Origin of the sequence: Eubacterium maltosivorans (assembly GCF_002441855.2) — a bacterium.
Classification (GTDB): Bacteria; Bacillota; Clostridia; order Eubacteriales; family Eubacteriaceae; genus Eubacterium; species Eubacterium maltosivorans.
Window position 1 is genome coordinate 3,620,858 of the sequence record NZ_CP029487.1, and the last position, 13,494, is coordinate 3,634,351.

Annotated in this window: 13 protein-coding genes; 7 read left to right on the forward strand and 6 right to left on the reverse strand. The window is 48.0% G+C overall.

The window, feature by feature from the left end:
- Positions 1-88 precede the first annotated feature (88 nt).
- Both CPZ25_RS16730 and CPZ25_RS16735 read left to right on the forward strand, forming a co-directional pair.
- Positions 89-601 carry an SEC-C metal-binding domain-containing protein gene (locus CPZ25_RS16730; protein WP_096920130.1) on the forward strand — a complete coding sequence of 171 codons (513 nt, stop codon included), beginning with the start codon at positions 89-91 and terminating at the stop codon, positions 599-601.
- Between the two features lie 125 nt (positions 602-726).
- A complete protein-coding gene (locus CPZ25_RS16735; protein WP_058695746.1) occupies positions 727-1,371 on the forward strand; it encodes a TetR/AcrR family transcriptional regulator in 645 nt (214 codons plus the stop codon).
- 57 nt (positions 1,372-1,428) lie between these two features.
- On the opposite strand, the gene CPZ25_RS20570 is transcribed toward CPZ25_RS16735, so the two are convergent.
- From CPZ25_RS20570 to dcuC, 3 genes are all read right to left on the reverse strand, one after another.
- A complete protein-coding gene (locus CPZ25_RS20570; RefSeq protein ID WP_167495260.1) occupies positions 1,429-1,572 on the reverse strand; it encodes a hypothetical protein in 144 nt (47 codons plus the stop codon).
- 11 nt (positions 1,573-1,583) lie between these two features.
- Positions 1,584-2,750 carry a uroporphyrinogen decarboxylase/cobalamine-independent methonine synthase family protein gene (locus tag CPZ25_RS16740; protein ID WP_096920336.1) on the reverse strand — a complete coding sequence of 389 codons (1,167 nt, stop codon included), beginning with the start codon at positions 2,748-2,750 and terminating at the stop codon, positions 1,584-1,586.
- Positions 2,751-2,869: 119 nt separating this feature from the next.
- Complete coding sequence (gene dcuC, locus CPZ25_RS16745; RefSeq protein ID WP_074617987.1) at positions 2,870-4,243, reverse strand: C4-dicarboxylate transporter DcuC; 1,374 nt, start codon at positions 4,241-4,243, stop codon at positions 2,870-2,872.
- Between the two features lie 205 nt (positions 4,244-4,448).
- On the opposite strand from dcuC, the gene CPZ25_RS16750 reads away from it, so the two are divergent.
- Positions 4,449-4,946 (forward strand): winged helix-turn-helix transcriptional regulator, encoded by a 498-nt coding sequence (locus tag CPZ25_RS16750; protein ID WP_158577875.1) that lies wholly within the window; start codon positions 4,449-4,451, stop codon positions 4,944-4,946.
- Positions 4,947-4,995: 49 nt separating this feature from the next.
- Here CPZ25_RS16750 and CPZ25_RS16755 read toward each other — a convergent pair whose 3' ends face one another.
- The 3 genes from CPZ25_RS16755 to CPZ25_RS16765 all read right to left on the reverse strand — a co-directional run bounded on the left by CPZ25_RS16755 (position 4,996) and on the right by CPZ25_RS16765 (position 8,786).
- Positions 4,996-5,841: a 2-oxoacid:ferredoxin oxidoreductase subunit beta gene (locus CPZ25_RS16755; RefSeq protein ID WP_096920129.1), complete on the reverse strand. Its 846-nt coding sequence runs from the start codon at positions 5,839-5,841 to the stop codon at positions 4,996-4,998.
- On the reverse strand, positions 5,838-7,511 hold the full coding sequence (locus CPZ25_RS16760) for a 2-oxoacid:acceptor oxidoreductase subunit alpha (RefSeq protein ID WP_096920128.1): 1,674 nt from the start codon (positions 7,509-7,511) through the stop codon (positions 5,838-5,840). The genes CPZ25_RS16755 and CPZ25_RS16760 overlap by 4 nt, the downstream gene beginning before the upstream one ends.
- A gap of 360 nt (positions 7,512-7,871) precedes the next feature.
- A complete protein-coding gene (locus CPZ25_RS16765) occupies positions 7,872-8,786 on the reverse strand; it encodes a DMT family transporter (protein ID WP_083337163.1) in 915 nt (304 codons plus the stop codon).
- A 137-nt stretch (positions 8,787-8,923) separates the two neighbouring features.
- On the opposite strand from CPZ25_RS16765, the gene dnaX reads away from it, so the two are divergent.
- The 4 genes from dnaX (at position 8,924) to ptsP (ending at position 13,491) form a co-directional block, all read left to right on the forward strand.
- Positions 8,924-10,621, forward strand: a complete 1,698-nt coding sequence (dnaX, locus tag CPZ25_RS16770) for a DNA polymerase III subunit gamma/tau (RefSeq protein ID WP_058695740.1) — start codon at positions 8,924-8,926, stop codon at positions 10,619-10,621.
- Positions 10,622-10,765: 144 nt separating this feature from the next.
- Positions 10,766-11,098 (forward strand): YbaB/EbfC family nucleoid-associated protein, encoded by a 333-nt coding sequence (locus tag CPZ25_RS16775; protein ID WP_425284044.1) that lies wholly within the window; start codon positions 10,766-10,768, stop codon positions 11,096-11,098.
- Positions 11,099-11,126: 28 nt separating this feature from the next.
- Positions 11,127-11,726: a recombination mediator RecR gene (gene recR, locus CPZ25_RS16780; RefSeq protein WP_096920127.1), complete on the forward strand. Its 600-nt coding sequence runs from the start codon at positions 11,127-11,129 to the stop codon at positions 11,724-11,726.
- A 31-nt stretch (positions 11,727-11,757) separates the two neighbouring features.
- Complete coding sequence (ptsP, locus tag CPZ25_RS16785; protein WP_096920126.1) at positions 11,758-13,491, forward strand: phosphoenolpyruvate--protein phosphotransferase; 1,734 nt, start codon at positions 11,758-11,760, stop codon at positions 13,489-13,491.
- Positions 13,492-13,494 lie beyond the last annotated feature (3 nt).

The following is a 13,494-nucleotide window of genomic DNA, read 5'->3' on the forward strand; positions in this document are numbered from 1 at the left end:
GACTCGTTTTTTTGCAATTCAGGAATTGTAATAAAACCGGGAATGCGATATAATGTTTTGAGCAAAACAGGAACAGAAGGAGAAAACGATGAGTTTATACGAAGAATGGAAAGAAGCTGCGTCAGTAGACCCTGAGGAGGATGAAAAAGCCTACAGAGAGCTGTGGAATGAATATCTGACAAAGGAAACAGCCTTTTACGAAGACATTCTGGGTAAAAAACAGGATGTGATCGATGGGACAATCAGCGAGCTGGCAGAAAAATACGACGTAACACCAATGATGATGGCAGGCTTTATGGATGGTATCAGCGAGAGCCTGAAATCGGGTCTGGATAACCTTGAAGAGCTGGAAGCCGATACCCAGGTACACCTGGAAATTGACTTTGAAAAGCTGTATTACAACATGGTGGGCGTGCCGGCTGAGTGGCTTTACGAGCTGCCACAGTGGGACGATATCCTGACAGCCCAGAAAAAACGGGAATTGATGAAAGCCTCCAAAGAGAGAAATACCGTTGTTAAAAAAGAAAAGATCGGACGTAATGAACCATGCCCATGCGGCAGCGGAAAAAAATATAAAAAATGCTGCGGCAGAAACGCCTGAGCATAAGCCCCCGGGATGTAACGAGAAGTTACTCCTGGGGATTTTTAGTTTTTTGTATAAAATTTCCTAAATGTTGCTACTCCTTTTGTTCTTTTTATGGTATACTCCTTTTGGGGGTGCTAACAATGACAATTAAGCGAAAAGGGAATATTACAAAGGAAAAGATACTCTATTATGCTAAAAAAGAGTTTTACCAAAATGGTTACAGCAAAACGCAGTTAAAATCAATTGCTGAACAGGCGGATCTCAGCCTTGGAAATCTAAACTATTATTTTAAAAAGAAAGACGATCTCGTTAAGGAGATATACAACCAGTTTTTTACCGAAGTATACCAGTTTATTAAGGATAATCATATTTATGATGCATTAAAGCAGTATTGCTTTTTTCAGTTTGTTATTTATAATATTGTGCTTACCGATGAAAATAACAAACGGTTTTACTGTGAAATTATTCAAAACAAATCAAATTATCGCGTCATGCAGGAGCTGATACGTGAAAAGTATCATGATATTTTAGATTCACTTCAGCGTTCATTGTCTCCCCTGGAGTTTGAAATTATTATTTTGACAGAGTTTGGCGCCAGACGTGAAATTTTTTTGAATTATTTTGATGGGCTTTTGCCAATGACAATCGATCAGTTGATTTATTATTTGATTAAAAACACCTGCAAAGAGCTTGACGTTCCCTTAGACGTAGTTAATGATTTAATTGAGTGCTCACATGATTTTATAGAGAAAAAGGATATTACGCAGATAAAATTTCTGATTTAAAAAATGCCTGCATGACTGCTGTGATGTTAGCGGTTATACAGGCACCCTTTTGGTTATTTACATTAACGACAGAAACAAAACAAATCCGGCGAGCAGTTCTTCTTTGGCCGTATCATCTGGTAAGAAATCAAGCATTGGCTTTAGAGCTTCTACGCCTTCAGGATATTTGGTATAATCAATTTCTTTTTTATTTTCATCCATTTTAATTCTCCTTATTGATAATTATGAATAAATTCGCTGACAGCCAGTAGATTTTCCCGGTTACAGTCGCTCGGATGTGACGTGAACTTATCGGTGCAGAGGATTAAGCCGCCGTCCCGGCCCACTTCATCAATGACTCGTTTGGCGTAATCAATACATTCCTGCTTTGTACCTCTGGAAATCAGTGAGACAGGTAATCCGCCCCACAGGCATAAATCAGGCAGCCGTTTGCGCGTCTCAAAAATATCATCCATTTCTACATAGAAGCAAAAATGCCCTTTCGGAAGTTCCTGCAAGTATTCGGAAACATGCTTAAAGGAGCCTTCGCTTAAAATGAACATTGTGCCATCATTTTCGACAACCTTATCGGCCAGCTCTTTAAATTGCGGCCAAAAGAATTTTTCGAATTGTTTAGGGTTGATCATATTTTCGCTGAGCATGATCGTAAATACGGTAAAGGCACTTGATGGAGAGTCGGTATGCTTGATACTGTCGACAAGACCCTTAACAAAGGTATTGTGATAAACCTCATTGAAGGCCAGTACTTTTTCAGGTATTTTTCTGAGGTCGCGGGATAAGCCTTTCATACCCCTTAAGAAGTTGTACAGTGACTCGAAAGCAGGGTAGATGCGGGCACCGTTGACCGGGTCGAAAAGTGGAGGAACGCCGCATTCCTCGGCCAGCCGTTTATTTGTTTTCTGCATTGCCTGATCATAAGCAAGGAACTCGCCAAGTGTGTTTTGGATTGTCTGAAGCGGCATTTCACTTTTAAAATAGGTGTACTTTCTTGGGATAATGTTTTCCCACAGTGTCTTGAGAGGATTCTCTATAAAAGGGTCATAATCGTCTTCATGAAAGTGATTCTGTTCCTCCAGCATTAAGGTGTTGTTTCCATCGTTGATCTGGTACTCAAAATTTCCCAGGCTGCGAGTCATAATAAGGGGATTTCGATCTCCGATATCGAGCATTGCATCAAATTGATAGCGTTTTTGAAAATCAATATTAGCGTTTTCAATCTTTTGCTGATCTAAGAGCGCATCGCTTAGTGTGTATCCCAGATCATAATACCGCCAAAAAGCGTCATTCGTTACAAAAGGTACTCTTTTGGGTTTTCTTTCCATCCGGACAGCATCGTCAAATAGTTTGATTCGTTCGTCTAAAGCTTTTTTTTGATCCATGTTTTCCACCTTCATTTTATATTTTATTTGAATTATACATTGATTTCCTAAAAAAATCAACACTTTTTAGGAAAAATATTTATTTTTCATATTTTTTAGTTCGTTGATCCGTTTTGAAATTATTGCAGGATTGCTGCGATGATGATATTTAAAAGATAAGCGCCTCCGACTGGGATGATATTTCTTTTAACCAGCGCGATAATATCTACATCCACCATGCTTGCTACGGTTAAAACGGCTGACCCGATTGGTGAGAGCACCCGGCCATAGCCCATGGAAAGCTGTATGGGCAGCAGGGCAATTTCCGGCATAATATGATAAGTATTAATCAGATTTAAAATGGAATCGGTAAAGGGTGCCATGCCAGCGTTGGGTGAGCCGGTAAAGATAATGATAAACATACCCAGCAGGCCGATGATGGCAAAAACAACCATTCCGTTTAGGGGTGTTTTTGAGATCAGCTCTGCCAATACGGTTAAACCGCCGATTTTTTGCAGCGCGCCGGCAAAGACAGAAGCTGCCGCTATCAATACAATCGTTACAGTGTAGCCGTCCCCCATGCCTTCAAAAAAAGTTTTTGTTGCATCCATGGAGTGAATGACGCTGTGTGACCGGATTATTTCGATGGTAGTGCAGATGAATAGAGAGATAAACACAGCAGCACAGACAGAGATCACAATGGATGAAACAACCAGTTTGCTAAAAATGATGATAAAGACAAGCGGAATCAGCGGAAAGAGTGCGTAAAACCTGGGAACGCCAATCTCGCTGGAAGGAATTTCAGCCGTTTCCTGCCGCTCAGCCAGATAGCCTGCTTTTTGATCCCATTTCCAGTTGACAACAGCACACAGTACAGCGGATAAGAGTATTGGAAGGGTTGAAACAGGTATCTGAATGCGAATAAAATATTCGGCAGCCGTCATGCCTGAATGGATTTCGGATAAACCGTAAATCGGCATGGGAGCGGCAGGACCAAGGTCCATGGCCCCGCCAAGTAAAATCGCCGCCGCTGCGGTAAGTTTACTGATACCGCAGGAGCGGAGGACCGGGAACAGGGTAATAATCAGTAAAACACTTAACCCTGTGTGAGATGGGATTGCAATTTCTAATAATGCGCCTAAAATAACAGTGCAGCCCACAATAACATAAGGATTTTTGATTTTTTGAAGAGGCTTGGAGCAGAGGCTGGTGAGCATTTCGGTTGCATGGATATGGTTCATATATCTTGTAAAGCCCATTAAAGGCAGTAATATCATACCTAAGCCGATATACTGAGAGCAGAAATATGATTTCATGAATTCGAAGATATCTAAAAACCAGTTACCGACAGATTCCTCCCCCATAATGCTTTGACCTGTGAGCAGTGACCAGAAAAAAAGAATGATAAACCCGAGAGCCAGTAAGCTCATGGGCGCATAAGCCTTTTTCATAATCATAAAAATCAGCAGGCCAATTGCCACAAAAGTGAGTAATACTTGAATAAAGCCGATCATTGTTTTCCTCGTTAAGAAATTATTTCAGCGCTGATCTATTTCTAATTTAACATGATGTAAAGGGTGCGTCAATCATGCAGTTTTTTATGAGTAAATAGAAAAAAACAAATAGACTAAGAAAAATAGGAGCATCGATTCAAAGTATTTGCTAAAGGGTAGAAAATCGGATATACTCTTTATTGTAAGCAGAAAAGGCGGAATGAAAATGAGTGAAAAAGTTTTAGAAATTGAAAAGATTAATGAAAAACTAACAGAGCGAAACGGCTTTATGGCGAATTGCCAGCGCTTGATTGATACTGAGGATGACGAAACGTTTTTATCGGTTTTTAGTACGATTCCGGATTTTCCAGTGGGCTACGCTTCGGCTGAAAAAGCCATGGCGTTGATCAGCGGTAAATGGAAATACACCATTCTTCGCCGTATTTTTATACGCCGCCGCATGCGTTACTCCGAGTTGAAAAAATCACTGGAGGCCGACGGCATTACGGATAATATGCTTTCATCATCTTTAAAAGAGATGGTTCAGGCAGGGTTGCTCACCAAGACAATCTATGCCGAGGTGCCGCCCAGAGTGGAGTATTCGATCACAGCAAAGGCGATTGAACTGTACAGGATTATTCTCAGGCTGGCAATGTGGTATATTACTTATGAGAAAAAAGAGCTTCAGGAATTACTGGAGGCAGCTGAGACAAAAGACCTGTGATAAAAACCCCCGGGACGTCGCTTTTCGTTACGTCCCGGGGGTTTTATGATCACACAAACGCGTTCATCAGCGCGGTGATACCTTCTAAATTTGTCTCTCTGTCTGCCAGCACGGGGCCGGTGGACAGTACAGGATGGGTTTCGGCAAAGGTGGGGCGGTTATTTTCATAGAAAACGCCGATGGGAATCCGGTCGCTTTGGCGCATTGCCAGCTCCAGGGCAGCCATGCGGTCGTCTGTGGGGTGGCTTACGTCCAAAATATCCACATGCTCTTTATAGTATTTAAAGGTATTGACCTTATTGAAGCTGACGCAGGGCTGGAGAATATCCAAAAGTGCGTAGCCCTTGTGACGGATGGCACGCTTCATCATTTCGGCCAGATGCTCTTTATTGCCGCTGAAGCTGCGTGCCACAAAGGTAGCGCCCGCGGTCAAGGCAATGGCCAGCGGATTAAAAGGAGTGTTCAGGTTGCATACTTTGTTGACACTGTGCTCGGTACAGGCGTCTGTGGTGGGGGAAATCTGCCCCTTGGTCAGACCGTAGATGCGGTTATCATGGACAAAGTGGGTGATATCCACATTGCGGCGGACAGCGTGGAGAAAGTGGTTGCCGCCCTCGCCGTAGGAGTCGCCGTCGCCAGTGTCGATGATGATGGTCAGATCGTCATTGGCCATTTTTGCCGCCTGCGCTGCGGGGAGGGAGCGGCCGTGCAGCCCGCAGAAGGCATTGGCGTTCAGGTACTGTGGCGTCTTGGCGGCCTGTCCGATGCCGGCGGCCAGAAGCACCTGGTCATTGGGCAGCTCCAGGTCTTCCAGGACGCTTTTTAAGGTGTCAAGAATCATAAAGTTGCCGCAGCCGGGGCACCAGGCGGTTTCGTGCTTGATATAGGTACTCATTTGTTTTCTCCCTTCATGACAGCGTCGGCAATCTCCTCGCCGGAGAGCTGGCGTCCGTCGTATTTTAATACAGAAGCGTCACAGTGCAGAAGAGCCTTTTCACGGAGAAGGGCAGCCAACTGGCCAGTGGCGTTCTGTTCCACGTTGATGATTGTTTCTGCCTGCTTTGCAAAGCCGCGCAGCACCTGAAGCGGCAGCGGGAAAACATCGCCGAAAACCAAGGCGCCATAGCTGCCGGGGCTCTTGACGTTGAGGATTTCCACGGCTTCCTTTAGCGGCCCCCACATGGAGCCAAAACCGATGAGCAGGGTCTTAAACTCCTTATCGCCCAGAAAATCAGGCTCTTTAAGCTCATAGCGCAGGGCGGCCATTTTACGTGCACGTTTTTCCACCATGGCGTCGCGCATTTCGGCGGATTCGGTGATGTAGCCCATTTCATCATGCTCGTCACTGTCGGTGGTGACAATGGCCTTTGTTTTGCCAGGGATAAGCCGCGGCGAGATACCGCTTTCGGTGATCTGGTAGCGGCGGTAATCCTCGGGTGCGCCAGTCAGGGGAGAGCCTGCAGGCTCTATCTCCAGTGTGTTTATATCAAAGGGGAGGATGGTGGCTGTAGCATCGGCCAGGTACTGGTCGCTCAACAAAATCACAGGCATCTGGTATTTTTCGGCCAGGTTAAAAGCACGTACGGTCTGGTAAAAGGCGTCCTCCTGGTTTTTGACGGCGATAACCATATGCGGAAAATCACCGGCGCCGGCGGCAATGGCGAAGCGCAGGTCGGCCTGCTCAGTGCGGGTTGGCAGCCCTGTGGCGGGGCCGGGACGCTGAATATCGCCGATGACCAGCGGGATTTCGGCAATGCCGCAGAAGCCGACCGCTTCGGTCATTAGCGCGAAGCCGCCGCCTACGGAGGCAGTCATGGCGCGCGCGCCGGCGTAAGAAGCGCCGATGGCCATGTTTACAGCTGCGATCTCATCCTCTGCCTGTTCCACCACCACGCCGGTGGTCGGACTGGTGTCGGCGAGATAGTTAAGAATGGAAGTAGAGGGAGACATGGGATAAGCCGAATAGAACCGGAGGCCTGCGGCCAGAGCGCCCAGTGAGATGGCGTCATTGCCGCTTAGCAGCAGGTAATCGCTGTAGCTTGAGGGAAGGTGCTGGTAGCGCGCTTCCATACTGTCGTAGCCGAACAGGAGCCCTTGTCGGTTCATTTCCAGAAAAGCGGGCTTGATGGAGGCCGCGAGTACGGCCTCGGCGGATTCCAGCGTTTCGCCAAAAAGCTTGAGCACTGCGCCCATGGCGATAACGCCGGCAACCTTTGGATTGCCCAGCTCGCCGGATTTTTTGCGCATATCAATTTTTAATGCGTGGGGATGATCGGTTTTCAGGCCGATATCACAGAGAATAAAACCGCCGTCTGCCAGCTCGTCCTGGTGTCTGCGGATGGTCTCTTCATCCATGGCAATAATGCCATTTACTTTAAGGGAATGTGAGGTGATGGGCTCTGGGCCGAAGCGGACCAGAGTGAAATTGTGGCCGCCTCTTATACGGGACATGAAATCACGGGCCGAAAAGACGAAATAGCCGGACTTTTTCAGAACTTTTTCGAGCACAGCCACCATGGTGTCAATGCCGTCACCGGCTGCGCCGCCAACCAATAAATTATACATGAAAATTTTCCTTTCTGGATACTCATAGAATACGATACTTATACCCAAAAAAGAGAAAAGAAAAAGCCTGCAAAATTAATCGCAGGCTTTCAGATTGTCGACAAAGTCGTTCATGAGCTGAAAAGTAAAAGTCTGAAGCAATACAAATGGAGAATTGAGAATGGAAAATGCCGGTGCGCTTTCACCGGGGGCTCAAGCGATTCAGATGGCGGCCTTTGGCCATGTCAAATCAAAATGCGTCAGCATTTTGCTCCTGTAATTCTCCATTCTCCATTCTGCATTTTCCATTAAAAGCTTGCTTTTTAACGCTTTGTCTCTTGATATTAAAGTTTATCTACAGTCTGAAAAACCTGTTGAGTATTAATCACAGGCTTTTTCGGTGATCTCCTCCTCAGGCGCCTTTTTGCGCAGGAAGGAGAGCTTGGTTTCTGAGACAATGATGGCAATGAAAATCAGGACAAAGCCAATGATCAGCTTGGGTGTCAGGGCTTCGCCGTAAAAGATGACGGAGAACAGGACGCCGAAAACGGATTCCAGGCTCAGAATAATGGCCGCGGCAGAGGGGTGGGTGTATTTCTGCCCAACGTTCTGGAGCAGCAGCGCCACAGCGGTGGCAAAGACAGCCAAAAACAGCAGGCCAAGGACGCTGTCAAGGGTCCATACCGCAGGCAGAGATTCGGTGGTAAAGCCGACGATCCAGGCAAAGATGGCCGCGTAGCCAAACTGAAGAATGGTGATGAGGATGGGGTCACGGTCACGGCCCAGCTTGGCGACAGCCACCATATGCGCCGCAAAGCAAAGCCCGCCCAGCAGGGTAAAGGCGTCGCCAAAGCCAATGGTAAGGCCTTCGGTCAGTGAGACCAGGCCAATGCCCACAATGCAGATGACAGCGGCCAGGTAGTTGTAAATATCCGGCTTGGATTTATCCACTGCCCAGAATAAAAAGGGCACGATAATACAGTAAATGGCGGTTAAAAAGGCGTTTTTCCCCGGAGTGGTATCGGTGATACCGATGGTCTGGAGGCTGTAGGCGGCAAAGAGGCAGAAGCCGATCACCGCGCCGCTTATAAAATAGCCTTTGTCCAGAAGCTTAAGCTTTTTGCGGAAAATAACCGCCAGCAGAATACAGCCGATGGTAAACCGGAAGCCCAGCAGCATGTGAGGTGTAAAAATATCCACAGTATTTTTAACCACAAAGAAGGAGCTCCCCCAGATGATGGCAGCGCCGAACAGTGCGCATTTTGCCAGAAGTTTCATTTTTTTTGAGTGTTCCATAGCATTTCCCTTCGCGTATATTTATACAGATAATCTTTAATATTATACATGATAATTTCGGACAAGTAAAGGGAGGGCCTATACAAAAAACACGCGTTATATTATAATAAGGTTAAGAAAAAACAGAGGAGAAGATCATGGCATATTTAGCGTTATACAGACGGTACCGCCCGCAGGATTTCGACAGTGTTGTGGGACAGGAATACGTTACGCGCATTTTAAAAAATCAAATATTATCGGGCCGTGTGGGGCATGCCTATTTGTTCTCTGGAATCCGGGGAACGGGTAAGACATCCATCGCCAAGATATTTGCCCGGGCCATCAACTGTGAGCACAACGAGGACGGCAATCCCTGCAATGCCTGCGACACCTGCCTGAATATTGAGAAACCGGGCGTAATGGACATTATCGAAATTGACGGTGCGTCCAACCGCGGGGTTGATGAAATACGGGAAATTCGTGAAAAAGTGAAATATCCACCCACAATGGGTAAGTATAAGGTATACATCATCGATGAAGTGCACATGCTCACAAAGGAAGCCTTTAACGCGCTGTTAAAAACCCTTGAGGAGCCGCCGGAGCACATTGTCTTTATTTTGGCCACCACGGAGCCGGGAAAGCTCCCGATGACGATTTTGTCCAGGTGCCAGCGCTTTGACATCAAGCCGATTTCAAAGGAGCTGATCGCCGGGCAGATTGCGCACATTCTGGAGGATATCGGCGTGTCCATGGACCGGGAGGCCATTGATTTTATCGCCTACCGGGGGGACAGCTCCATGCGCGACGCGCTGAGCCTACTGGATCAGGTCATTGATATTCGTGAGGCGGATAAAACCATCACCTATGAGGATGTTCTGGCCTTTATGGGCATGGTGGATGAAGATCAGATCGCCGGGCTGGTGCAGGCGATGCTGGCCGGCGACAAGGGCGGCGTACTGCTGAAATTTAAGGCGATGCGCGACGCCGGGCGCGACAGTGGGCTGGTGTTTGGACAGCTGATCGACTATCTGCGCAAGGTACTCATCGTTAAAACCACCGGCGCTGCCAGCCAGGAAATACTGGGCGTTACCGAGAGCGCCTGCCAGTCTCTGGCGGCCATGGGGCAGGATGTGCCCGATGCGCGCTTTTACAGCATGATTGATTTCCTGATTGAAGAAAAGAACAAGCTGCGCTACAGCGGGCTGGCCGCTGTCATTGTGGAGATGGCGCTTCTGAAGCTCTGCGACCCGGACAGCCTGGTCAAAACAGTGGTGCAGGAGCAGCCGGAAAGACCGGCCGGGCGGCCAGCGGGCCAGGGAATGCCGGCCAGACAGGCGCAGGCAGCGCCAAAACGTCCGGATAACGCGGTGAAAAACCGTGCGCAGGAAATACAGGCAGCGGCCCGGAAACCGGCAGATGCCTCCGCCGCGCAGGTGTCGGCGGCGCCGTCAGGCTCAGCTGCGGACATGGCGGCAGCACCGGCGCCTCCAGCTGAGGTGGGAGCCGCTGAGGGGGGCGTCAACACCGATAACCTGTACACAGGACTGGTACGGAGCTGTCAGAAGCAGAAGCAAATGCTGGTCAGGCCGCTGATGAGCTGCAAGCTGGCCCACAAAGGGGACAAAAAGCTGGCGCTCCGGTTTACAGCGGACAAGGAAGGCCAGGCGGCAATGGGCATGCTAAAGCTGCCGGCCATGTTTGAGTTTGTGAAGAAAACCTTGTGCGAGCTGGGAGGAGACCAGTACGTGCTGGATCTTGAGCTTGTGGAGAAAAACTATGATGAAATGTCGATCCTTGAAAAGACAAAAACCATTATCAACGACGACCGTGTGGAGGTCGTGGAGGTAAAAGGATAGGCGCGATTCAGAAATTATGTAAAATATCTTTCTGCTTTTATTAAATGTAAAAATTTATATGGAAATATTAAAATTTAATGATATAATATTTTGGTCTAAAACGATAAAAATTTTTAGGAGGTAAAAATGGGTCGTGGTAGAAGAATGCCCGGGGGAATGCCAGGAGGCATGCCGGGAAACAAGAATAATATGATGAAACAAATCCAGAAAATGCAGGACGAAATGTTAAAAGCCCAGGCAGAGCTGGAGGAGAAAGAAGTGGAAGCCACCGCTGGCGGCGGCGCGGTTAAAGTGACTGTCTCAGGAAAGAAGATGATTACATCTGTAAAAATAGATCCTGATGTTATAGATGAAGACGATGTTGAAATGCTGGAAGACCTGATCATGGCAGCCTGCAACGAAGCGCTGTCAAAGGTAGAAGAGATGACCGAAAGCCAGATGGGCAAACTTACCGGCGGCATTCCAGGGTTGTTTTAAGCTTAAGCAGCAGAATATGAGGTGAACTATGGGTTTTTATCCAAAGGCCATTGAGAGATTAGTTACTGAGCTTGGAAAGCTTCCGGGTATTGGAGAAAAAACCGCTCAAAGGCTGGCCTTTCATCTGATCGATGCTCCGGCAGAAGAGATTGAAGGTCTGTCAAACGCCTTGTTAAACGTAAAAGATAAAATTAAGCTGTGTCCGGAGTGCTTCAGCATCACCGACGGCGACCGCTGCGACGTGTGCGCAGACCCCAACCGGAACCGCAAGGTGATCTGCGTGGTGCAGAGCACAAAGGATATTTTCGCCATTGAAAAGACCAGAGAGTACAACGGCCTTTACCATGTGCTGCACGGCGTTATTTCGCCCCTTGAGGGCATTGGGCCACAGGACATCAAGGCAAAGGAGCTGCTTCTGCGCATTGGCGAAAATGATATTGAGGAAGTCATCATGGCCACAAACCCCACCCCTGAGGGCGAGGCGACAGCCATGTATCTGGGCAACCTCATCAGTCCTCTGGGCGTTAAGGTTACCCGCCTGGCCAAGGGCATTCCCATCGGTGCCGATGTGGAATATATTGACGAAATCACACTGATAAAAGCATTTGAAGGTAGAAATACGATTTAGAGAATCTTTATAGAAAGTGGAGGATATTTTCATGTTAAAAGAAGGAATTATTGCGTCCCCTGGTATTGCCATTGCAAAGGCATTTGTATATGACAAGGTTGAAGTGGAAGTCACCGAGAAAAAGGTTGACGATCCAGCGGCCGAGGTTGCCCGCCTTCAGGCTGCCCTTGAAAAAAGTAAGGAGCAGATTTTAAAGATTAAAGAAAAAGCGGCCCGGGACCTGGGCGAGGAAGAAGCAGAAATCTTTGAAGCCCACGCCATGGTTCTGGATGACCCTGAATTTGTGGACAGCATCACAGCTGAGATCAACACAAATGGCGTCAATGCTGAGTTTGCGGTTAAAACCGTTACCGACCGCTTTTTTGAAATGTTTGACATGATGGACGATCCTTATTTCAGCGCCCGCGCCGCGGATATCCGTGATGTGGGAACCCGCGTGCTTAACAATGTCATGGGGGTTGAAAATGTGGATATCTCCTGTCTGGATGAAGACACCATTATCGTAGCCGACGACCTGGCCCCCTCCGATACCGCTCAGATGGATAAGGCGCGGGTCAAGGGCTTTGCCACCAATATCGGCAGCCGTACCTCCCACACGGCCATCATGGCGAGAAGCCTGGAAATTCCGGCTGTTCTGGGCCTTGGCGATATTACCGCCGCAGTTAAAAACGGCGACATGGTTGTGGTTGACGGCTTAAAGGGACAGGCTGTGATTAACCCGACCGATGACGAGCTGGCCGCTTATAAAAAACAGCAGGAAGACTACCAGGCGTACATCAGGGAGCTGGCAGAGCTCAGGGAGCTGGAAGCTGTCACCACCGACGGACACAAGGTAGAGTTGGTCGGCAATATCGGCTCTCCGAACGATACCGACGGCGTGCACAAAAACGGCGGCCGCGGTGTTGGCCTGTACCGTACCGAGTTCTTATACATGAACAGCGACACCATGCCGGATGAAGAAAAACAGTACGAGGCTTACAAGGCTGTGATCGAATCCTTTAACGGCGACCCGGTCATCATCCGTACACTGGATATCGGCGGAGACAAAAAGCTGCCGTACCTGCCTCTGGAAGAAGAAATGAATCCGTTTTTGGGCTTCCGCGCCATCCGTCTGTGCTTCCGCGAAGTGGACATGTTTAAGACGCAGCTGAGAGCAATCCTGAGAGCCTCTGCTTTCGGGAACGCGCTGATCATGTTCCCGATGATCTCCGGCGTATCGGAAGTGCGTCAGGCTAAGGGAATTCTGGCGGAATGTATGAAAGAGCTGGACGAAAAGGGACAGGCCTATGACAAAAATATTCGTGTGGGTGTGATGATCGAAATCCCATCGGCTGCAGTGACCTCCGACATTATTGCAAAGGAAGTGGATTTTTTCAGCATCGGTACCAATGACCTTTGCCAGTATACCCTGGCGGTAGACCGCATGAACCAGGAGGTTTCTTACCTGTACAATCCGCTGCATCCGGCGATTCTGCGTCTGGTCAAGACAGTAATCGACGCTTCCCATGCGCGTGAAGGCCTGTTTACCGGTATGTGCGGCGAAATGGCCGGCGACCCGATGGCAACCCTGATCCTTCTGGGACTGGGAATGGATGAGTTCTCCATGAGCGCTTCCTCCATTCCGCAGGTTAAAAAGATTATCCGCAGTGTCAGCTATGAAGACGCAAGGGCCATTGCAGAAAAAGCCCTGAACCTGGAAACTGGCGAAGAAGTCAAAGAAATGGTTCAGGCAAAGATCGCAGAATTAGGAATTAAAATCGTTTAGTAA